Annotated in this window: 16 protein-coding genes; 10 read left to right on the forward strand and 6 right to left on the reverse strand. The window is 64.0% G+C overall.

Annotated features, from left to right (window positions below; translation table 11 throughout):
• Positions 1–10 precede the first annotated feature (10 nt).
• Entirely contained in the window at positions 11–220 is a 210-nt protein-coding gene (locus AC1D08_RS22705) for a hypothetical protein (protein ID WP_095088617.1), read from the reverse strand.
• Between the two features lie 111 nt (positions 221–331).
• Positions 332–1102, reverse strand: coding sequence for an SDR family NAD(P)-dependent oxidoreductase (locus tag AC1D08_RS22710; protein WP_477303045.1), 771 nt, complete (start codon positions 1100–1102; stop codon positions 332–334).
• Between the two features lie 158 nt (positions 1103–1260).
• Between AC1D08_RS22710 and AC1D08_RS22715 the strand changes: the two genes are divergently transcribed.
• The 4 genes from AC1D08_RS22715 to AC1D08_RS22730 all read left to right on the forward strand — a co-directional run bounded on the left by AC1D08_RS22715 (position 1261) and on the right by AC1D08_RS22730 (position 8408).
• Positions 1261–1476 (forward strand): hypothetical protein, encoded by a 216-nt coding sequence (locus AC1D08_RS22715; RefSeq protein WP_457153691.1) that lies wholly within the window; start codon positions 1261–1263, stop codon positions 1474–1476.
• 80 nt (positions 1477–1556) lie between these two features.
• A complete protein-coding gene (metH, locus tag AC1D08_RS22720; RefSeq protein WP_477424088.1) occupies positions 1557–5366 on the forward strand; it encodes a methionine synthase in 3810 nt (1269 codons plus the stop codon).
• 178 nt (positions 5367–5544) lie between these two features.
• Positions 5545–6939, forward strand: a complete 1395-nt coding sequence (locus AC1D08_RS22725; RefSeq protein ID WP_477424090.1) for a multicopper oxidase family protein — start codon at positions 5545–5547, stop codon at positions 6937–6939.
• 152 nt (positions 6940–7091) lie between these two features.
• Positions 7092–8408: an NAD(P)H-dependent oxidoreductase gene (locus tag AC1D08_RS22730; RefSeq protein WP_457154438.1), complete on the forward strand. Its 1317-nt coding sequence runs from the start codon at positions 7092–7094 to the stop codon at positions 8406–8408.
• Positions 8409–8412: 4 nt separating this feature from the next.
• Here the strand turns inward: AC1D08_RS22730 and proC are convergent, their stop codons facing one another.
• The 3 genes from proC to AC1D08_RS22745 all read right to left on the reverse strand — a co-directional run bounded on the left by proC (position 8413) and on the right by AC1D08_RS22745 (position 11600).
• Positions 8413–9228: a pyrroline-5-carboxylate reductase gene (gene proC / locus AC1D08_RS22735; RefSeq protein WP_457154439.1), complete on the reverse strand. Its 816-nt coding sequence runs from the start codon at positions 9226–9228 to the stop codon at positions 8413–8415.
• A 79-nt stretch (positions 9229–9307) separates the two neighbouring features.
• Positions 9308–10633: an O-antigen ligase family protein gene (locus tag AC1D08_RS22740; protein WP_457154440.1), complete on the reverse strand. Its 1326-nt coding sequence runs from the start codon at positions 10631–10633 to the stop codon at positions 9308–9310.
• Entirely contained in the window at positions 10602–11600 is a 999-nt protein-coding gene (locus AC1D08_RS22745) for a glycosyltransferase family 2 protein (RefSeq protein ID WP_477424093.1), read from the reverse strand. Before AC1D08_RS22745 ends, AC1D08_RS22740 begins: the two co-directional genes overlap by 32 nt.
• A gap of 171 nt (positions 11601–11771) precedes the next feature.
• On the opposite strand from AC1D08_RS22745, the gene AC1D08_RS22750 reads away from it, so the two are divergent.
• The 3 genes from AC1D08_RS22750 to AC1D08_RS22760 are packed head-to-tail and all read left to right on the forward strand — an operon-like array spanning position 11772 to position 14655.
• A complete protein-coding gene (locus tag AC1D08_RS22750) occupies positions 11772–12944 on the forward strand; it encodes a glycosyltransferase family 4 protein (RefSeq protein WP_477424095.1) in 1173 nt (390 codons plus the stop codon).
• Positions 12941–13735, forward strand: coding sequence for a WecB/TagA/CpsF family glycosyltransferase (locus tag AC1D08_RS22755; RefSeq protein WP_457152701.1), 795 nt, complete (start codon positions 12941–12943; stop codon positions 13733–13735). The genes AC1D08_RS22750 and AC1D08_RS22755 overlap by 4 nt, the downstream gene beginning before the upstream one ends.
• On the forward strand, positions 13732–14655 hold the full coding sequence (locus tag AC1D08_RS22760) for a DUF6492 family protein (RefSeq protein ID WP_457152702.1): 924 nt from the start codon (positions 13732–13734) through the stop codon (positions 14653–14655). Before AC1D08_RS22755 ends, AC1D08_RS22760 begins: the two co-directional genes overlap by 4 nt.
• Before the next feature lie 96 nt (positions 14656–14751).
• On the opposite strand, the gene AC1D08_RS22765 is transcribed toward AC1D08_RS22760, so the two are convergent.
• Positions 14752–16050, reverse strand: coding sequence for a lipopolysaccharide biosynthesis protein (locus AC1D08_RS22765; protein WP_457152703.1), 1299 nt, complete (start codon positions 16048–16050; stop codon positions 14752–14754).
• Between the two features lie 200 nt (positions 16051–16250).
• Here AC1D08_RS22765 and AC1D08_RS22770 point away from each other — a divergent pair, with 200 nt between their 5' ends.
• The 3 genes from AC1D08_RS22770 (at position 16251) to AC1D08_RS22780 (ending at position 21099) form a co-directional block, all read left to right on the forward strand.
• On the forward strand, positions 16251–18935 hold the full coding sequence (locus AC1D08_RS22770) for a Wzz/FepE/Etk N-terminal domain-containing protein (RefSeq protein ID WP_457152704.1): 2685 nt from the start codon (positions 16251–16253) through the stop codon (positions 18933–18935).
• A 245-nt stretch (positions 18936–19180) separates the two neighbouring features.
• Positions 19181–20080 (forward strand): bifunctional methylenetetrahydrofolate dehydrogenase/methenyltetrahydrofolate cyclohydrolase FolD, encoded by a 900-nt coding sequence (gene folD / locus AC1D08_RS22775; RefSeq protein WP_095088586.1) that lies wholly within the window; start codon positions 19181–19183, stop codon positions 20078–20080.
• Between the two features lie 56 nt (positions 20081–20136).
• On the forward strand, positions 20137–21099 hold the full coding sequence (locus AC1D08_RS22780) for a GlxA family transcriptional regulator (protein ID WP_013530232.1): 963 nt from the start codon (positions 20137–20139) through the stop codon (positions 21097–21099).
• The last annotated feature ends 3 nt before the right edge of the window (positions 21100–21102 follow it).

Raw genomic sequence — 21102 nt, forward strand, 5'->3', positions numbered from 1 at the left:
CAGTGCCGCGTCATCGACCAAGCGGCTGCCGTGACAAGGCGAGGAGCTCGGCCTCGTCGGTGATGCCGGCCATATAGTTGGCGATGATGCGGGAGGCCAGCGCTTCTCGGCTGGCATCAGAGTCGCCCTCGCGCTTTGCCTGGTCGAAGACCCGCCCAAGAAGTCCCATCTCGGACGGCGTGAAGTTGCCCGCCTCTTTGAGTTTGCGATTGATGGACATGCGGCCTCCCTTCCTTTCGAAAAGTATACGCGCATCTCACGCAAAAAGGACGGACTGAACGAGCGACAGCTTCGATTGCGCCCTTTTTGATTTCGCTCACAACCCGCGATCTTACGCCACCGACCAGCCGCCATCGACCAGAATATTGGCGCCGGTGATCATCGACGCTGCCGGCGAGGCCAGGAACACCACGGTTCCTGCGACATCGATCGGATCGCCGATGCGGCCGAGCGGAATGTGCCCCAAGACATGGGCGTGAAAGTCCGGCTCGGCGAGGGACGGCCGCGTGCCGTCGGTCCAGATGAAGGTCGGCGCCACGCTGTTGACGGCGATCTTGTGCTGCGCCCATTCGGCGGCCAGGCAACGCGTCAAATGGTTGATCGCCGCCTTGCTCATGCAGTAGATCGCCTCGCCCTTCAGCGTCACCGTGCCGGCCTGCGAGCTGATGTTGATGATGCGCCCGGATTTCTGCGCGATCATCAGCCTTCCGACCGCCTGGGTGGTGAAGAACGTGCCCTTGAGGTTGACGTTCACCGTCAGGTCGAAATCCTCCTCGGTGACGTTTTCGGCCAGGTTTTCCGGCCCAAGCCCGACATTGTTGACCAGCACGTCGATGCGGCCGAAGGCGGTGTGCGCCTCGGCGACGGCCTTTCGCACCGTGGCGAGGTCGGTCAAATCCATCTGTACGGCAAGCGCCCGCCTGCCCAAACTCTCGATCTCGGCGACCAGTTCCGCCCCGTCGGCCTTGCTGCGCACGCCGACGATCATGTCGGCCCCCGACCCGGCACAGGCCAGCGCACAGGCGCGGCCGATGCCGCGCGAGGCGCCGGTGACCAGCGCCACCTTGCCGGTCAGATCGAACTTTGGTGTGAACTCTGTCATCGCAACCTCCCCTGAAGGTTTTCGGGCCGAAACTGCACGGATAAGTCACGACCTTTACGCTGAACACTATCCGCTCGCGGCGTGAAAGCCAGCCGGCATCTGAAGACAGCTCAAGACAAGAACACGGCTTGCCCCCCGGACTTGACAGGCTGTGCGGCGTGCTGGCCGATCTCGGCGCTGTCCGCAAGGAGAAGGCGATGGCTGAGGAAGCCGTCGCCGCATGCCAGGACGCGCTCGTTATCTTCCCGGACCGCAATATGGACGATCTCACCGCCGGTTCGGAAAAAAATAACGCCGAAGCGCTAGCCTTGCTGGCCGCACTGCACCGACGCAGCGATTTCCCTCGGGAGCCAGGCGATTGCAACGACGCGTGACATAGTCGATCGCTTGTCGTATATTGACATAAAGATATCCTTATGTGACATGAATAGGCTTGTCGCCAAAGGGATAAAAAATGTCGCAGAATTCTGCATCGCTGGACGCATTGTTCGGCCCCGTTGCGGCAAAGCCCGACGGTTCGGAAGTGCTTGCGGCGCTGACGGCGGCAGCGCGCGAACGCATCCTCATCCTCGACGGCGCCATGGGCACGCAGATCCAGGGCCTTGGGTTCGACGAGGGCCAGTTTCGCGGCGAGGCCTTCGCGGGCTGCGCCTGCCACCAGCAAGGCAACAACGACCTTTTGATCCTGACCCAGCCCGGGGCGATCGAGGAAATCCACTATCAGTACGCCATGGCAGGCGCCGACATCCTCGAGACCAACACCTTCTCCTCGACCTCGATCGCCCAGGCTGACTACGGCATGGAGGATGCCGTCTATGCGTTGAACCGCGACGGGGCGCGGCTGGTGCGCCGCGCAGCGCTGAGGGCGCAGCAGCAGGACGGCAAACGCCGTTTCGTCGCCGGCGCCCTGGGGCCGACCAACCGAACGGCGTCGATGTCGCCGGACGTCAACAACCCCGGCTATCGCGCCGTGACTTTCGACGATCTGCGTCTCGCCTATGGCGAACAGTTGCGCGGGTTGATCGACGGCGGCGCCGACATCATCCTGATCGAGACCATCTTCGACACGCTGAACGCCAAGGCGGCGATCTTCGCCTGCAACGAGATCTTCATCGAGAAGGGCGTGCACCTGCCGGTGATGATCTCCGGCACCATCACAGACCTGTCCGGCCGCACGCTGTCCGGCCAGACGCCTACGGCCTTCTGGCATTCTGTGCGTCACGCCAGCCCGTTCACCATCGGCCTTAACTGCGCGCTCGGCGCCAAGGCCATGCGTGCGCATCTGGCCGAGATTTCAGGCGTCGCCAACACGTTCACCTGTGCCTATCCGAATGCCGGCCTGCCCAACGAATTCGGCCGGTATGACGAGAGCCCGGAATTCATGGCCGCGCAGATCGAGGATTTCGCCCGCGAGGGGCTGGTCAATGTCGTCGGCGGCTGCTGCGGCTCGACGCCGGATCACATCCGGGCGATCGCCGAGGCGGTGCGGAAATATCCGCCGCGCGCCATCCCCGAGATCGAGCCGAAGATGCGCCTGTCCGGGCTGGAGCCGTTCACGCTGACCGACGAGATTGCGTTCGTCAATGTCGGCGAGCGGACCAACGTCACGGGGTCGGCCAGGTTCCGCAAGCTGATCACGGCGGGCGACTATGCCGCCGCGCTCGACGTGGCGCGCGACCAGGTCGCCAACGGCGCCCAGATCATCGACATCAACATGGACGAGGGGCTGATCGATTCGAAGAAGGCGATGGTCAGTTATCTCAACCTGGTCGCCGCCGAGCCGGACATCGCCCGCGTCCCGGTGATGGTCGACAGTTCGAAATGGGAGATCATCGAGGCCGGCCTGAAATGCGTTCAGGGCAAGCCGCTGGTCAACTCCATCTCGATGAAGGAAGGCGAGGAGGCGTTCCTGCATCATGCCAGGCTGGTGCGCGCCTATGGCGCGGCCGTGGTCGTCATGGCCTTCGACGAGGACGGCCAGGCCGACACCAAAGCGCGCAAGGTCGAGATCTGCACCCGCGCCTACAAGCTCCTGACCGAACAGGCCGGCTTTCCGCCGGAGGACATCGTCTTCGACCCCAACGTCTTCGCCATCGCCACCGGCATAGAGCAGCACGACAATTACGGCGTCGACTTCATCGAGGCGACCGGCGAGATCACCGCGACGCTGCCGCATGTCCATATCTCAGGCGGCGTGTCGAACCTCTCCTTCTCGTTCCGCGGCAACGAGCCGGTGCGCGAGGCGATGCACGCCGTGTTCCTCTACCACGCCATCCAGCGCGGCATGGACATGGGCATCGTCAATGCCGGCCAGCTTGCGGTCTACGATACGATCGAACCGGAACTGCGCGAGGCCTGCGAGGATGTCGTGCTCAACCGCGTGCCCAAGGCCGGCGGCACCGCCACCGAACGCATGCTGGAGATCGCCGAACGCTTCAAGGGCACGGCGGGCCAGGAGGCCAGGGAGCGCGATCTCGCCTGGCGCGAATTGCCGGTCGAGCAGCGGATCAGCCATGCGCTGGTTAACGGCATCACCGAGTTCATCGATGCCGATACCGAGGAAGCGCGGCTGGCGGCCGAGCGCCCGCTGCATGTCATCGAAGGGCCGCTGATGGCCGGCATGAATGTCGTCGGCGACCTGTTCGGCGCGGGAAAAATGTTCCTGCCACAAGTGGTGAAGTCCGCGCGGGTGATGAAACAAGCGGTCGCAGGACTATTGCCGCACATGGAGGCCGAGAAGCTGGCGAACGCCGCCAATGGCATCGACAATGGCGAACGCCAGACGGCGGGCAAGATCCTGATGGCGACGGTCAAGGGCGATGTCCACGACATCGGCAAGAACATCGTCGGCGTGGTGCTCGCCTGCAACAACTACGAGATCATCGATCTCGGCGTCATGGTGCCGGCGGCCAAGATCCTGCAGACGGCGCGCGAGCAGCACGTTGACATCATCGGTCTGTCCGGCCTGATCACGCCGTCGCTCGACGAGATGGCGCACATGGCCGCCGAGATGGAGCGCGAGGGTTTCGACATTCCGCTGCTGATCGGCGGCGCGACGACCAGTCGCGTGCACACGGCGGTGAAGATCCACCCGCGCTATACCAGGGGTCAGACCGTCTATGTCACCGATGCCAGCCGGGCGGTCGGCGTGGTCTCGTCCTTGCTGTCGAACGAGACCAAGGGCGGCTATGTCGACGCGGTGCGCGCCGAATACAAGAAGGTCGCCGATGCGCATGCCCGCTCCGAAGCCGACAAGCTGCGGCTGCCGCTGGCCAAGGCGAGAGCCAACGCACACCGGATCGACTGGGCGAGCTACGAGCCGCCAAAGCCGTCCTTCACAGGCGTGAAGGTCTTTGAGAACTGGGACCTCGCCGAACTCGCGCGCTACATCGACTGGACGCCATTCTTCCAGACCTGGGAGTTGAAGGGGCGTTATCCCAAGATCCTCGAAGACGAGGCGCAGGGTCCCGCCGCTCGCCAGCTTTTCGAAGATGCACAGGCGATGCTGAAGAAGATCATCGCCGAAAAATGGTTCGCGCCACGCGGCGTCATTGGCTTCTGGCCGGCCAATGCCGTCGGCGACGATATCAAATTGTTCACGGAAGAAGCGCGCTCACAGGAACTGGCGACCTTCTTCACCTTGCGCCAGCAACTGACCAAGCGCGACGGCAAGGCCAATGTCGCGCTGTCGGATTTCGTCGCTCCGTCGGACAGTGGCAAGCCCGATTATATAGGCGGCTTCATCGTCACCGCCGGCATCGAGGAGGTGGCGATCGCCGAACGGTTCGAGCGGGCGAACGACGACTATTCCTCGATCATGGTCAAGGCCTTGGCCGATCGCTTCGCCGAGGCCTACGCCGAGCGCATACATGAGAAAGTGCGCCAGGAGTTCTGGGGCTACGCGGCAGACGAGAAGCTGGCGCCAGACGAACTGATCGGCGAGCCCTATCGCGGTATCCGTCCGGCGCCCGGCTATCCGGCGCAACCCGACCACACCGAGAAGGCGACGCTCTTCCGGCTGCTCGACGGCGAAGGCAATGCGGGGGTGAGCCTGACCGAAAGCTATGCGATGTGGCCGGGCTCGTCTGTGTCGGGGATCTATCTGTCGCATCCCGAAAGCTATTATTTCGGCGTCGCCAAGGTCGAACGCGACCAGGTCGAGGACTACGCACGCCGCAAGGCCATGCCGTTGGCCGAGGTCGAGCGCTGGCTCGGACCCATCCTCAACTATGTTCCGGCGCACCATGCCGAGGCGGCTGAATAGCGCGGCAAGGTCTGTCGCCTTTTCGCTCTGACAGTCGGTGTGAACGGGACTCAGGCGCAGGTGTTTTGACTCTGGTTCACACTGTGCCGTCAACAGAATTTGCTCTGGTTGCCGGCTTGTGATCCATGGCGTGGCGGTTACACCTTCGGGGTAGCCGTCTTTGTAGTTGGAGCGCCAAATGACTGTCCTCACACGCCGTAGGCTTTTGAAAACGGCAGCGATTGCCGGCGCCGGCGGGGTAGGGCTCTCGGCCATGGGCAGGTTTGCTGGCTGGGCCGCTGCCGGGCCTGAGCCGGTGGTGCTGGAGACGGCCAAAATCCAGGCGAAGCTGATGGATGTCGGCCAGACCAGGGATGTGCTGAGCTATGGCAACGCCGGAATGCCGCCGGTACTCAGGATGAAAAAGGGCCAGCCCTTCGCCGCGCGGCTTGTCAATGCGATCGACGATCCGACGACGATCCATTGGCACGGCATTCGCGTGCCGAACAAGATGGATGGCGTGCCGTTTCTGGTCCAGCCCTATGTCTATACCGGTGATCATTTCGACTACGCCTTCACGCCGCCCGACGCCGGCACGTTCTGGTACCACCCGCACTGCAACACGCTGACCCAGATGGGCCACGGCCTGACGGGGGTAATCGTGGTCGAAAACCCCGGCGATCCGACATTCGATGCCGAGATGGTCCTCAATCTGCGCGACTGGCGGCTCGGCGACGACGGCCAGTTCATCGACCAGTTCCGGCCGCGCGATGCCGCAAGAACCGGCACCTACGGCACCGTGCGTACCGCCAACTGGCTCGATCAGCCCCAATATGACGCGCCGGCTGGCGGGCTGGTGCGGCTCAGGGTCGCCATCACCGACGTCACGCGGATCTATGCTTTTCTCGTCGACGGCGCGGAGGCCACCGTCATGGCGCTTGACGGCAATCCGGTCCCGCAGCGTTTTGCTCCCGATGCTCTGCTGCTTGGACCCGGCCAGCGCATGGAGCTGGCCATCCGCATGCCCGACGACGAGGGCGCGATTGTCAGCCTGCGAGACGTCAGGGGCACCAAGCCCAAGGTGCTCGCGACCCTGCGCGCGACTGGAAGCTCGCTCAAGCGCGACATTCGTGATGTTGCACCCCTCGAGGTCAATCCGGTGGCGGAGGTGGATCTCACCGCCGCCCAGCATATTTCGCTGGCGCTCAGCGCCACGGCGGAAAACGTCCCGAGCGATGGCATCTGCGGTTCGCTTGGCTACAGTTTCTGGGCCATCAACAAGGTGCCGTGGCCAGGCGATACGCCCGATCCAACCGCGCCATTGGCCGAACTGAAGCTCGGCAAAAGCTATGTCATCGACATGGAGAACCTGACGCCGCAATCCCATCCGATGCATCTGCACGGCATGAGTTTCAAGGTGTTGTCGTCCTCGACTCGCCAGGTTCAGCCGCTGATTTCGGACACCTATCTTATCCAGCCCAACGAGAAGGTGAGCCTGGGCTTCGTCGCCGACAATCTCGGCGACTGGCTGCTGCACTGCCACATCATCGAGCACCAGAAATCGGGAATGACGAGCTATGTCAGGGTGGTCTGAACCCGGTTTCAATGGCTCGGAGATGGGTGGGAAGGTTGTTCTAACGCTGCATTGACGAGCGAGAAATTGCCGCCGGCTTGCGGTTTCATTGGCAAAAGGGGGCGATTCCCTGCTATTGCCGCCTCGAAATCGAGAAGCATGGACGCTCCCGCATGACCAATGTCGCCTTGACCGGGCTTGCCCGCGATCTCGCCAGCCGTGCCGCCGAGGGCCGCCCGGTACGCATCGGCGTTATCGGCTCGGGCGAGATGGGCACTGATCTGGTGACGCAAGGCATGCTGATGAAGGGCATCTCGGTCTGCGCCGTCTCGACACGACGCCCGCACACCGCGCGCGAGGCCATCCGTATTGCCTACGGCGATGAAGCGATGGCGGTCGAAGCCGACACCGCGTCGAAAGTCACCGGTGCCATCGAGAGCGGCAAGATCGCCATCACCTCCAATGAAATGCTGGTCACCAATCCGCTGATCGACGTCGTCATCGACGCCACCGGCAAGCCGGGCGTCGCCGCTGATTTCGACCTGATGGCGATGGAGCACGGCAAGCATCTGGTGATGATGAACGTTGAGGCCGACGTCACCATCGGCTGCTATCTCAAGCAGCAGGCCGACCGGTTGGGCGTCGTCTATTCGGTCGGCGCCGGCGACGAGCCGTCGAGCTGCATGGAGCTGATCGAATTTGCGTCCGCGCTCGGCTACACCATCGTCTCCGCCGGCAAGGGCAAGAACAACCCACTCAACCACGATGCTGTGCCGGACGATTATCGCGAGGAAGCGATCCGCCGCAATATGAACCCGCGCATGCTGGTCGAATTCGTCGACGGTTCGAAAACCATGGTCGAGATGTGCGCCATCGCCAACGCCACCGGGCTGGTGCCCGATGTCCCCGGCATGCATGGCCCGAGGGCCGATCGCGATGACCTCGCCAAAGTGCTCATCCCGCGCGAGGATGGCGGTCTGCTGTTGAAGAAAGGCGTCGTCGACTACACGGTCGGCAAGGGCGTCGCGCCCGGCGTCTTCGTCATCGTCGAGGCGACGCATCCGCGTATCATCGAGCGCATGGACGATTTGCATATCGGCCACGGCCCCTATTACAGCCTGTTCCGGCCGTACCATCTGACCTCGCTGGAAGTGCCGCTGACCGCTGCCCGCATCGTGCTTTTCGGCAAGCCCGACATGGTGCCGCTGCCAAAGCCGGTGGCCGAAGTGTGCGCCGTCGCCAAGCGCGATCTCGCCGCCGGCGAAACCTTCGATGCGATCGGCGAGACCTGCTATCGCTCCTGGACCATGACCACAGGTGACGCTCGCGCCCAACGCGCCGTGCCGGTCGGCCTGCTCGAGGGCGGCAAGGTGTTGAAGTCGGTCCGGAAAGGCGAACTGCTGAACGCCGACAATGCCGCGCCCGACCAGACCACGCGGCTGTTCGCCTTGCGCCAGCTGCAGGACGAGATGCTGTACGGAACGAACTGAGTTCTTACTTACCCAGTTCGATCGACCGCAGCCGCGCGGCCTCGACTGCCTGGACAAGCAGATTGGTGAGCCCGTCCTCCCGCATCAGCACGCCAAGCGCGGCTGCCGTCGTGCCGTTGGGGCTGGTGACCTGCTGGCGCAGAACGCCCGGTTCCTCGCCGCTTTCGGCGGCGAGCGAGGCAGCGCCGTAGACTGTCTGCATGGCGAGCAGCTTGGCGGTTGCCGTCGGCAGGCCAGCCTTCTCGGCGGCCACGGTCAGTGCCTCGATGAAATGGAAAATATAGGCCGGCCCCGATCCGGACACGGCGGTCACCGCATCCATCAGGCCCTCGTCGTCAATGGTGGCCACTTCGCCACTCGCCGACAATAGGTCGGAAACGAAACGCTTGGTGTCGTCGGAGACCAGTCGGTTGGAGAACACCACCATCATGCCCTTGCCGATGGCAGCGGGCGTGTTGGGCATGCAGCGCACAACCGGTGCGCGGCTGCCCAGGATTTCTTCGAAAGTGGCGGCCGGTGTCCCGGCAGCGATGCTGACGAAGGTGGTGCGGCCGTCGCCGAAGCGCTTGTAGGCGGCCGTCACGTCGCGGATCACTTGCGGCTTCACCGCGATGACGACGAGATCGGGAACGGCATCGGCTGGAATGCCGCCGGCATCGGCTGATGTCCCGCAGCCCAGCACTGCTGCTCGATTGCGTAGGTCGGCATTGGGCTCGACCACGAAGACCGCCGATGGTTGAAGCTTGCCGGATTTCAGCCAGCCCGAGAGCATGGCGTAACCCATATTGCCGCAGCCGGCGAGAACGAGCTTGATCGTCATGGAACCCTCCGAAGGAAGGCCTTCACATAGACGCTCGCGGTTCGGTGGGGAAGCCCCGTCAGGACGGACGAGAAGACCGCTAGCCGCGATCGGAATCCCGCACTGCCATGGGCCGCAGCGACACCTGTCTCAGCCCAAGCACGCCGAGCACGAAGAACAGCCAGACCGGGTCGCCTCGATGGAAGAAGAAGCTTTCGAGGAAGGCGTTGAGCGCCGTGAACAGCACCACCATCATGAAGAAGTCGCCGAGATAGATGTTTTCCTTGCGAAGCGGGATACGCATATAGTCGCGCAGCGGCGCGATGAGGAAGGTGTAGACCGCGACGCAAAGTGCCGGAATGCCCATCAGCACGGCGATGTCGAGATAGCCGTCATGGCCGTGCACGATGGTTCTGATGTCCCACGGTCGGTCGAAGGGCTGGTCCTGGTTGAGCAGCAGCGGCGTGCCCCAGAAGCTTTCATAGCCGTAGCCGGTCCATGGTCTCTTCGCCAGCATGCTGCCGGCGAACTCCCACAGCGTCGTGCGCCCGGTATAGGTGAGGTCGGGGAAATAGATCGCCGCCAGATGTTTCACCGGCGGCAGGAAGACGATGCCCAGCGTGCCGACCGCCGTGCCGATCATCGCCAGCGCAAACAGGACCGGCGTGCCAAGCCGCATCCCCATCAGGCTCGGCAGCACGACGATCAGGATCGAGAACGGCACCAGCCCGGCCGTCGTCTTGGAGCCGGTGTGCAGCATGAAGATCATCGCCGCGCAAAAGATCGCCGCCCCCCAAAGCCGCTGCCCGCGCCGGTAGAGGTACAGGCCGGCGAAGCTGAAACAGGCCATGATCGGGCCGGCGATGTTCTTGTGGGTGAACACGCCGCGCCACAGGCCGGCATGTTCGGGCTCCTGTGAGTCGGCGGTGTGCATGGCTTCGTGCGGAAAGACGATGAGGCCGAAATAGGACAGGCCCATGACCACGACGGCGGTGAAGATGATGACCTTTGAGAAAGCCTCGGCGTCGCGCGGCAAGACCAGTATCGTCGCCATCGTCAAAATGCCGATCAGCGTGAACGAGGCGGCACGCATCGCCGTGGGCGGGTCGGTTGCCAGCACCACCGACAGGAAAAAGAAACCGAGCATCAGCACCCAGGACGGGCTGAGCAGCGAGCGCACCACGCGCGGATCGGCGAAAGCCATCAGCGAGAAGATCGACATGGCGCCGAGCGAGCCGAAGCCAAGCTGGTTGACGATGTCGCCGCCTTCACCGGTCAGTTCGGCGCCGGCCGGCTGGAACGGCCGGAAGGACACCATGATGACGGTGAACAGCAGTGCTGCGATCGCGGTCGCCACGCCTTCGCGGGTGAATGCGGCGCTGAGCGGCGCGCGCTCAGTTTTTCTCAGGCTGGCGGTACTGCTCATTGGCATATCCGAATTCGGCCAGCACGCGGCCCAGCGCCACATGGACGGGGTAGATGGCGATCGCCGGCGATCCTGTCCGCGCCAGCCGGAGCATGCCGCGGAACGGCGAGGCGGCAAGCAGCGCCAGGCTCTTCAGCAACACCATGGCGCCGGCCAGCGGCGTGCCGGCGCGTTTCTTCTTTTCGACCAGTGTCGAGATCACGCCGTTGCGCAGGCTGCGGGCACGGATCCAGTCGGCTTCGAGGCGCCGGGCCGGAACGGTTTCACGCACTTGTCCCTCGGCGCACCAGCCCAGCACGAAGCCTCTCTGCGCGGACCGGCTGAGAAAATCGGAATCACCGCCGCCCATGAAGTTGAATTTCAGATCGAGAAATGGCGGACCCATGGCGATCAGAACGTTGCGTCCGACCAAAAGATTGCCGGACGAATAGAGCGCCGGCACGCGTCCAGTTTGCCGGTAGGGCGGCGCAAACACTGGATGCTCGGCCCATTTCGCATGGGCGGGGTCGGCAAAGTCGGGCACCTGCGGACCGCCGACGATATTGGCGCCTAGCGTTTCGGCCGCCGTGCACATCCGTTCCAGCCATTGCGGATCGGCGATCTCGTCATCATCGATGACCAGCAGATGCCTGAAGTTGGGGAATTGCAGGATCGCTGTCTGCCAGCCGGCATTGTAGGCGCTGCAATTGCCGCGCTGATGGGCGATGATGACCAGACCTGAAATCTCGCCGCGCTCGAACAGCGGCACCGCCGCCTTGGCGCCGGCACGCGCTTCGGCTTCATTTTCCATGACGATGACGGCGAAGCGCCGGCCGGTTTGCTGCGCACGCAGTGACGCCAGCGTTTCCAGCACCTGCTCGGGCCGCTTGAAGGTCGGCAAGGTGACGACGACTTCGACAGCCTGGACGTCAAGCCGGGGCGAGCGCCCCGCGATCGATACCGAACTGTCCGATGGCAAAGGGATCATCTGTGTCCAGCCACATGGTGAGTTGGGTTCTGGTAGCACCACGGTGATAAGGTTTCGTTAATCACCTTGTACGGAGAAGCCTGCCTGGCAGCGGCTTTCGCTCGTCGATTGTGCTCGCTTAATCAAGGGTTCACCGCACTTTGCTACCGGCTACACCACAGGATAGGTGAGATGCATCTGCTGTTCGCCACATCGATCGTGCCCGACGGCGCTCTTGCCTCGGGCTATGAAATAGCCAACGCTGCAATCATCGCTGCTTTGCGGCGAGCTGGCGCGCGCGTCACTGTCATCGGTTTCACCTGGCCGGGAAAACCCGCAGCCGATCCCGAAAACACCGTGGTGCTGGGTGCGATCGACGTGCGCACGGACAATGCCTCTGCACGACAAAAGCTGGCCTGGGTCGGCAAGGCGCTGCTCTCGGGCCTCACCTTCGCCTCGGTCAAGTTGCGCGCAGTGCCCGACAGCGACGTTCTCGCCGCGGTCGCACGCGCCGGTCCGTTCGACGGCTATGTGCTGAATTCCGTGCAGTTCGCCGGCGCCTTCGAAAAGCTGTTCGCCGACCGGCCCTCGATCTTCGTCGTCCACAATGTCGAGCATCTTTCGGCGCGGGAGAATGCCGCTGCCGCCGGCAGCCTCTTCCAGCGCCTGCTGTTTCGCCGCGAGGCGAAGTTGCTCGAGACCATGGAAGAGCGTCTCTGCCGCCGCGCGCGCTTCATCTTCACGCTGGCCGAGGAAGACCGTGCGGCACTCGGTGTCGCCTCCGACGACCGCTCGGCGGTGCTGCCTTTGGTGACGGGCGCGCAGCCGCCGACCGAGGTAGCTTTGCGCCGGATCGATTGCGAGGCAGCGCTGATCGGCACCTGGACCTGGCAGCCGAACCGTATCGGCCTGGACTGGTTCCTGGGCAAGGTGGTGCCGCATCTGCGGCCCGGTTTCCGCATTCGCATCGCCGGCAGCATGCCTTCGGGCGTCACGTCGAAGCATCCCGGTGTCGAATTCGTCGGCCGTGTGCCGGATGCGCAGGCTTTCGTGCGCAGTGCTGCCGTCATCCCGCTGATCAGCACCGCCGGCAGCGGCGTCCAGTTGAAGACCATCGAGACCTTCGAACTCGGCCTGCCCTCCGTCGCCACCAGCCGCTCGCTGCGCGGCATCGATCATCGCCCGGCCAATTGCGTCGTCACCGACGATCCGGCCGATTTTGCCCGGGCCCTGGAGGCCGCGGCAGCTGTCATCCACGATGTCGACGGCAGCGCTTTCCGTCGGTCGCAGGTCAGGGCGCTCGATGCCGCCATCCGGCTCGGCCTCGAAAAGCTCGGGCCGGTCAGGCAGGAGGCGTTTGCATGAACATGCATGCCGCCCGCACCCCGTCGGGGCTCGACACCTCGAAGACGATCCTCGGTATCCCGGTGCTCGCGATCCGCTGGAACGATGCGGTCGGCCTGCTGAACCGCCTGATTGCCGAGCGGCGCTTCACCAAGGTCAGTTTCCTCAACGCCCACAACGCTAACCTCGCCTCCACCGACCCGGTCTTTGCCGACGCGCTCGATGATTTCCTCATCCTGCCCGACGGCATCGGTGTCGATCTGGCGGCGAAACTTCTTTATGGAGCGCCGTTTCCAGACAACCTCAACGGCACCGACTTCGTCCCCGCCTTCCTGCAGGCCTCGACGACGCCCCTGACGGTCGGGCTGCTCGGCGCGACGCGCGTCAATGCCGAAGCTGCGTCGGCCAAGCTTGCAGCACTTGCCGTGCAGCACAGCTTCGTGGTCATCCATGACGGCTATTTCTCGCCGGCCGAGGAGGCGGGAATAGTCGATCGGATCGAGAAATTGCGGCCGGACGTGCTGCTCGTGGCCATGGGCGTGCCGCGCCAGGAATTGTGGATCGCACGCCATATCGACGCGCGTCACTGCACGCTGCCGATCGCCGTCGGCGCATTGCTCGATTTTCTCAGCGGCGCGGTGCCGCGGGCGCCCTTGTGGATGCGCCGGCTGCGGCTCGAATGGCTGTTTCGGCTGGCCGTCGAACCCGGTCGCTTGTGGCGCCGCTACGTGGTCGGCAATCCCTTGTTCCTGCTGCGCGTTGTCAGGCAGAAACTCTCGCGCATACCGGAAGCTGCGGGAGACATCCATTGAACAGCCGGTTCGTCCCAGGCGCCGCGATCGAGCCAAGCTCGCTTCGGCAGGTACCGACGGCGGCAATAGTGACGGCAAGCTATGCGCCGGATTTCGAGCGTTGCCGGCTGTTATGCGAAACGCTTGACCGCCACGTCTCGGGCGCGGCGCACCACTATATCCTGGTCGAACATCGCGATATCAAGCTTTTCCGTCAGTTGGAGAACGACCGTCGCAGCATCGTCGATGAGCGGGAATTGCTGCCGCGTTGGCTGCATGCCTTCGACGATCCGCTCAGCCTGTTTCGCCGGCGTGTCTGGCTCAGCCTGAAGACGCAGCCGTTGCGCGGCTGGCACGTGCAGCAATTGCGCCGTATCGCGATCGCCGCGCACGCCAGCGAAGACGTCCTGATCTTCTGCGATTCCGACGTCGCCTTCCTCAAACCTTTCGACTGCGGCGCCTTCTGGCGCGAGGGCAAGGCGCGGCTGTTCCGCCGCGACGGGATGCTGGCGGACGAGGGGCATGAGGAGCATCGCATCTGGTCGCGCAACGCCGGTGCGGCACTCGGTATCGACCCCTCCCGGACATCGGTCCATGACTATATTTCGACGCTGATCGCGTGGCGGCGTGACACCGTGCTGGCCATGTGCGGCGAGATCGAGAAGGTCCATGCGCGTGGCTGGGTCGAGGTTGTCGGCTCGGCGCGCAAGTTCTCCGAATGCATGATCTACGGCCGCTATGTCGACGATCTGCTGGAGGGTGCCGGCCACTTCCACGCTTCGGAGGAGTTCTGCCGAGTCCACTGGGCCGGGCAAGCGCTGTCGGACGACGAGTTCCGCCGCTTCGTCGCCGCCATGGCACCGGAGCAGGTGGCAATCGGCATGCAGTCTTTCATAGGCACCGATATCGGCCGCATCCGCCGTCTGATCGGGCTCAACTAAAGGCCGGATCCTGAAAGCGGGCCGGGTTGCCGTCCGCAATTGCGTCAAAGCTGGGGAGATAGGGTGGTTCTGCGTTTCTGTGAACGGTGAACCGCCCTAGACCGGCTTTGCCGGCTTGCGCATCGCCGAATAGGTGAGCAGCGTTGAGGCAAGATACAGAAGCAGGAAGACGACGTTGAGCGACAGCACCAGGTTCGGCGTGTCGAGGATGGTCGTCAGCACATAAGTCAGCAGCACCGCCTTCAGCCCGGCAAGCAGGCCGAGATTGAGCGCCCGCACCAGCGTCTGGCCGCGGGCGAACAGCAGCTCCGCTTGGTATTCGACCAGATTGCGCAGTCCCGGGACGCAGATCGCCAGCGCCACCAGAGGAGCGGCCTCGGCGACGTTCTTGCCGAGCGCATTGGGGAAGAAATGCAGCACGATGCCAAGCGTCAGCAGCGCCAGCGTCGAGACAGCGAAAACGCCGCCTTCGATGCCGCTCTTGACCGCCAGCCGTGACAGAAGCTCCGGCGCGCGCATCATGCGCTGCACCAGCATCATCGAGAAGGTGCGGATCGGAATGGCCGTCAGGTCGACCAGCCGCATGATGATGGCGTAGATACCGGCCAGATGCGGTCCGCCGATCGCCAGGACCAGTAGTTTGTCGAACTCCATCTGCAGATAAAACAGCACTTCGGCCCCGGCCACGTAGATGGAGTCAGCCAGTCGCCGAAGATAAAGCTCGATGCGCAGCCGCAAACGCTGGCGCGGGTAGAAGAAGCCGAAGGCAATCAGCAACGAGGCGGCATTGGCGCCGATATAGAACCACGACCATATCCAGACGCTGTGTTGCGCCCAGAACATGAACAGCACCGCGCCGAGCGCCCGCAGCGCCGTCGCCAGGATGGCCAGCAGCGCGGCGCGGCCGAACTTGCCCAGGCCGTTGTTGACGATCAGCGCCACCTCCACTGGCCGCCACAACAGGGCTTCGGCAAAGACGATTGCCGCAAACACCGACAGCGGCACGGTGTCGGCGAAGAAGATCAGGTAAACGCCGAACGAGGCCGCGGCCAACAGCGGCAGCGACAGCAGGCCGAGCAGCAGGAAGCCGGCGGTGAAGGTGCCGATCAGATTGGGGCGGATGGTGGCGGTGCGATAGAGTGCCGAGATGAAGCCGAAGGCGAGAATGCGCGACAGCATGACGCCGGCCGCCGATGCGGTTGCGAACATGCCGAACTCGGAAATCGACAGCGTGTTGGCCAGCGCGATGAAATAGGCGAGTGAAAACACCAGCCGCCCGCCAGCGCCGCTGATCGCCGAGAAATAGTCGCGCAGCAGGCCCCGTCGTTCGGCCAAAAAAATGCCGATCCGGGCGAGGGTAGGCCGCCTTTGCGGTATGTCACTGGCTTGCGTCATATCTCCAGGGAGAGCTTAGGTCGGAAAACTTAACGTGCCGTTCTGGAGTCCAGGGGCGTGTTGAAAAATAGGTACTGGCGGAGGGAGAAACGGGGGCTTCGGCGGGCGAAAATTAACCTTTTGTTTTCCATGCCTGTTTAGCGTGGCTTAACGAATGGCGAAGCGCCGTTTGCAGGCCGCCAAGGGTAAAGCTCCAGACGATGGTCGACAGGGAAAACCGTGAAGACTGGAAGCGCGAGCGTTCACTGCTGGCGCTTGGCAAGGCTGTGCGTGGCGACGACGAACCCGACGCGTCCCTGGTCTCGATCGGGGACCGGGCGGACCCGTCATGGCGCGAGGATGCCGCCACGCGTCATCGTCTCGCCCGGTCACAGCGCGAAGCGCGGACGAGCCCTTCGCAGCGCGAGGCGCTGTCGAATTCGAAGCTGCCGGATGCCGTTGCAACAGATGGATATCAGGCTGGCTATGAGCCAGCTTCGTCTGCGCAGGTGCCGCCTGAAGGCGGTCGATCCGCTGACGATTATTCAGCAACCAGGTCGGCATCATCGGACTACGCGCAAACCACGTCACGGTCTGCTGAAACCGCAGGCACCACCTATCGCCCCGATCGCATATCCGAACCTTACCATTCAGGCGACGCGCGGGCGTCCCGCAACGACGGCGCGGACAGCCAGCAATGGAAGCCGCTGATCGATCCGATGCAGGTCGTCCGTGGCGTTGGCAAGTCGAAGCTGCTGATCGTGGCGACGACGATATTGGGTGCCGGGCTCGGCATCGCCATCGCGCTGTCGACGCCGAAGAAATACGAAGCCACCACAGAACTGATCGTCGATCCGCGCGACCTGAAGCTCACCGACCGCGACCTCACCCAGTCGGTCGTCGCCTCCGATGCCACGCTGGCCATCGTCGAAAACCAGGTTCGGGTGCTGACGTCCGGCACCGTTTTGAACAAAGTCGTCGACAAGCTCAATCTCGTCAACGATCCGGAATTCAATGGGCAGGGCAGTGGCGGCCTCAGCGTCATGTCGCTCATCCGCTCCATCCTGTCGCGCCACGACGGGCCGGGTGGTGTCGACGAGACCCGCCGCCGGGCGCTTACTGTCGGCAATCTGGGCGAAAGCCTTTCAGTCGAGCGCGGCGGCAAGACCTTCGTCATCACCGTCAGCGCCACCACGCAGAATGGCGAGAAATCGGCTCTCATCGCCAACACGATGACGGATGTCTTCCTGCAGACCTTCGGTCAGATCCAGTCCGATACCGCCGGCCGCGCCACCGACGAACTGACGGCCAGGCTTGATGAATTGCGCAAGGGCGTCGAGGCGGCCGAACGCAAGGTCGAGGATTTCAGGGCCACGCACGACCTCGTCGACGCGCAGGGCCACCTCATCAGCGACGACGAGATGCTGAAGCTCAACGAGCAGCTGTCGGTTGCGCGCGCCCGCACGCTGGAACTCAACGCCCGGGCCGCTTCGGCGCGTTCGGTCGACGTCAACTCGGTTCTCACCGGCACCTTGCCGGAGGAGATCAACTCCAACACGATGAGCGATCTGCGTTCGCAATATGCGTCACTCAAGCAGGAGGCCGACCGCGCCGCCATCCGGTTCGGTCCGCGGCACCCCGAACTCCAGGCGCTCAATGCCCAGCTTGCCGGCGCACGCGACCGCATCGCCGCGGAACTGCGTCGCATCGGCTCGTCGCTGCAGGTCGACCTCAAGCGCGCGGTCCATCTCGAACAGGATCTCGCCTCTCGTCTGGCGCAGCTGAAGGTTCGCAGCGGCGACGTCAACAGCGACCTGGTGTCGATGCGCGAACTGGAGCGCGAGGCCGCCGCCAAGCGTTCCGTCTATGAACAGTATCTGCTGCGCGCCAAGGAGACGGGCGAGCAGAAAGACATCAACACCGCCAACATCAATGTGATCTCGAAGGCCTTCGCGCCGCTCGAGCCGAACGGGCCGTCGCGGGTCGTGGTGGCGCTTGCCGGCCTGCTGCTGGGCTTTGCCTCCGGCGTTGGCCTCGGCGCCATGCGTGGCGCCTATGAGAGCTTGCGTGACACCGCGACATCGCGCTCGCGCCGCGACCGCAGCATGGACGAACGCCGGACGCCTTACGACGACAAGGCATATCAGGCAGCACCGCCGCCGCCAAAACCACCTGCACCGCAGCCGGCGGCACCGCCACCACCGCCACCTGCACCGCCCCCGCCACCGCCTGCACCACCCGCGCCTGTTCAACAGGCTGACGTCACGCCGACCGAAGGTCCCGGTCGGATCAGTGCGTTGCTGTCGAAGCTGCGCAAGGCCATGTCCCGCAAGCAGTCCCCGCAGGACACCATCGATGCCGGTGAGTGGGTCTCATCCTTTGCCGAAGGGAAGCCAACGGAAGATCTGACGCACCCCGCCTATTCCCAGTCGGCAGCGGCCTTTGCGCCCCTGCCGTCGGCCGCGGCAGCCTATCCACCACCGCCTTTCCGGCCCGGCGGCCATGTTCCCTATCCGCAACAGACAGCGCAGCCGCCATTGCCTCCCCACATGATGCCGCAGCGATCGTATTCGGGTCCGCAGGCCTATCCCTATGGGCAGCCGTTAGGCCTTCCGCAGGCGCAGCACTGGCAGGTGCCGCAGCAGCCGGGCTATCCCTACCCGCAGCCCATGCCCGATGCCGGGCAGATGTCTTATCCGCCCCACCCCGCTTCCGCGCCTTATCCGCAACAGCCCACCGCGCCGCAGCAGGCGGCTCAGCCCGACGAGCCATCGGTGGAGGCGCCCCGGGCGGCGGAGGATGTCGAACGGCACGCCCCGATCGACGAAATCCGCGCCAGCCTGCGCGAATTCCGCGAAGCCGTCCGCGAACTTACCGAGACCCGCGCGCGCCGCCGCTACTTCTGAGCCACAAAATAAGTCGCGCTGCCGAACAAAAACATGCCGGTTTCGCGTAAACGGCATGGGACGGCGCTTTGACGGGATTGCGTGTTGGAATTTTCGTGAAAATGCCGCGCTGCATGGTGCCGAAGGCACGCTTCCGAGTTTGATCGGGGCGCGCGGTTTCGCGGCATGCGTCAGACAAGGATCCAGGGTGCCGCATTCATGTTTTCGATGCGGCCGTTTGGGCGGAACGGTGTTGAGGGTGGTCCATGGCCGAAGTGATTGATGGGAAGAGCGTCGCCGAAGACGTGGTGCGGACGGTTAAGACCCTGACGGCCGAACTTGTCGCGAAAGGCAAGGCCAAACCCGGTCTTGCCGTGGTCATCGTCGGTGAGGATCCGGCCAGCCAGGTCTATGTCGCTTCCAAGTCGCGCACCGCCAAGGAATGCGGCTTTCATTCCGTCCAGCACACGCTGCCGGCCGAAACCTCCGAGCCGGCATTACTGAAGATCATCGGTGATCTCAACGCCGATCCGGCCATCAACGGCATCCTGGTGCAGCTTCCGCTGCCCGCCCATATCGACGCCGGCAAGATCATCCAGACCATCGCGCCGGAAAAGGATGTCGATGGCTTTCATTTCATCAATGTCGGCAAGCTCGGCACCGGCGAACTCGAGACCGCCTTCGTGCCTTGCACGCCGGCCGGCTCAATGCTCCTGATCGAGCGCGTGCGCGGCAAGGACCTGTCCGGCCTCAACGCGGTCGTCGTCGGCCGCTCCAACATCGTCGGCAAGCCGATGGCCAACCTCCTGCTTGCCGCCAACTGCACCGTCACCATCGCCCACAGCCGCACCAGGGATTTGCCGGCGCTTGCCCGCACCGCCGACATTCTCGTCGCGGCGGTCGGTCGGCCGGAGATGATCAAGGGTGATTGGGTGAAGCCCGGCGCCACGGTCATCGATGTCGGTATCAACCGCATTCCGGCGCCGGAAAAGGGCGAGGGCAAGTCGCGCCTCGTCGGCGATGTCGCCTATGCCGAAGCGGCGAAGGCCGCCGGCGCCATTACGCCGGTGCCCGGTGGTGTCGGCCCGATGACCATTGCCATGCTGATGGCCAATACGTTAGCCTCTGCCTACCTCGCGGCCGGATTGAAACGGCCGTCCTTCTGACCCACCAGAAAGCCGCAGCTTTGCCGAACCCAACTGTTCCTGTAGAACGGCCGGTCATGACGGATCCCGTTCAAGGCGGCCGGCAGTTCGCTTTCCTGCTGGTCGACAAGTTCTCGATGTTCTCGCTGGCCGCGGCGATCGATACGTTCCGGTCGGCGAACCGGTTGCTTGGCCGCGACTTCTATGGCTGGACGACCGTCTCCGCGGATGGCGATCCGGTGATGGCCTCCAACGGCCTGCCGCTGAAGATCGACTATGCCGTTGCCGACCTGCCGCCGGTCGACATCCTCTTCGTCTCGGTCGGACTGACGACGGAATTTCCCGGCAAGAGCAAGGTGCTGGCGGCGCTGCGCAGCTGGGGCCGGCGCGGCAACGCGCTCGGTGCGCTGTCGGTCGGCTCCTACCTGCTTGCCGAGGCCGGCCAGCTCGAAGGCTATCGCTGCACCATCCATTGGGAAAACCGCGCCGGCTTCGTCGAACGCTTCCCCGACATCAACTGCACGGGCAACGTCTTCGAGATCGACCGCAAGCGCTACACATGCGCCGGCGGCACCACCTCGATCGACCTGATGCTGGAGATCGTGCGCGGCGATTTCGGCTCCAACCTCGCCAATGGCGTCGCCAACCAGTTCCAGCACGAGCGCATCCGCTCGGCCGGCGACCGCCAGCGTGTCGGGCCGGAACGCGATCTCACGGGCAAGTCGGAGAAGCTCAGGCGCATTGTCGAACTGATGGCCGACCACCTCGATGAGCCGCTGTCGGCGGTGCAGCTGGCCAAATCCGCCGGCCTGTCGGTGCGCCAGGTCGAGCGCCTGTTCCTACGCCATCTCAGCGTCACGCCGGGCCGCTATTACATGCGGCTGCGGCTGGAGCGGGCGCGCGAATTGCTGCGCCAGACCAACATGCCGATCCTCGACGTGGCGATCGCCACGGGCTTCACCTCGCATTCCTATTTTGCCCAGAGCTACCGGCTGCAATTCGGTAGGCCGCCCTCGGAAGAGCGCCGCACGACCTACTGAGCG

The sequence above is a fragment of the Mesorhizobium sp. P2_E6 genome (assembly GCF_056403835.1).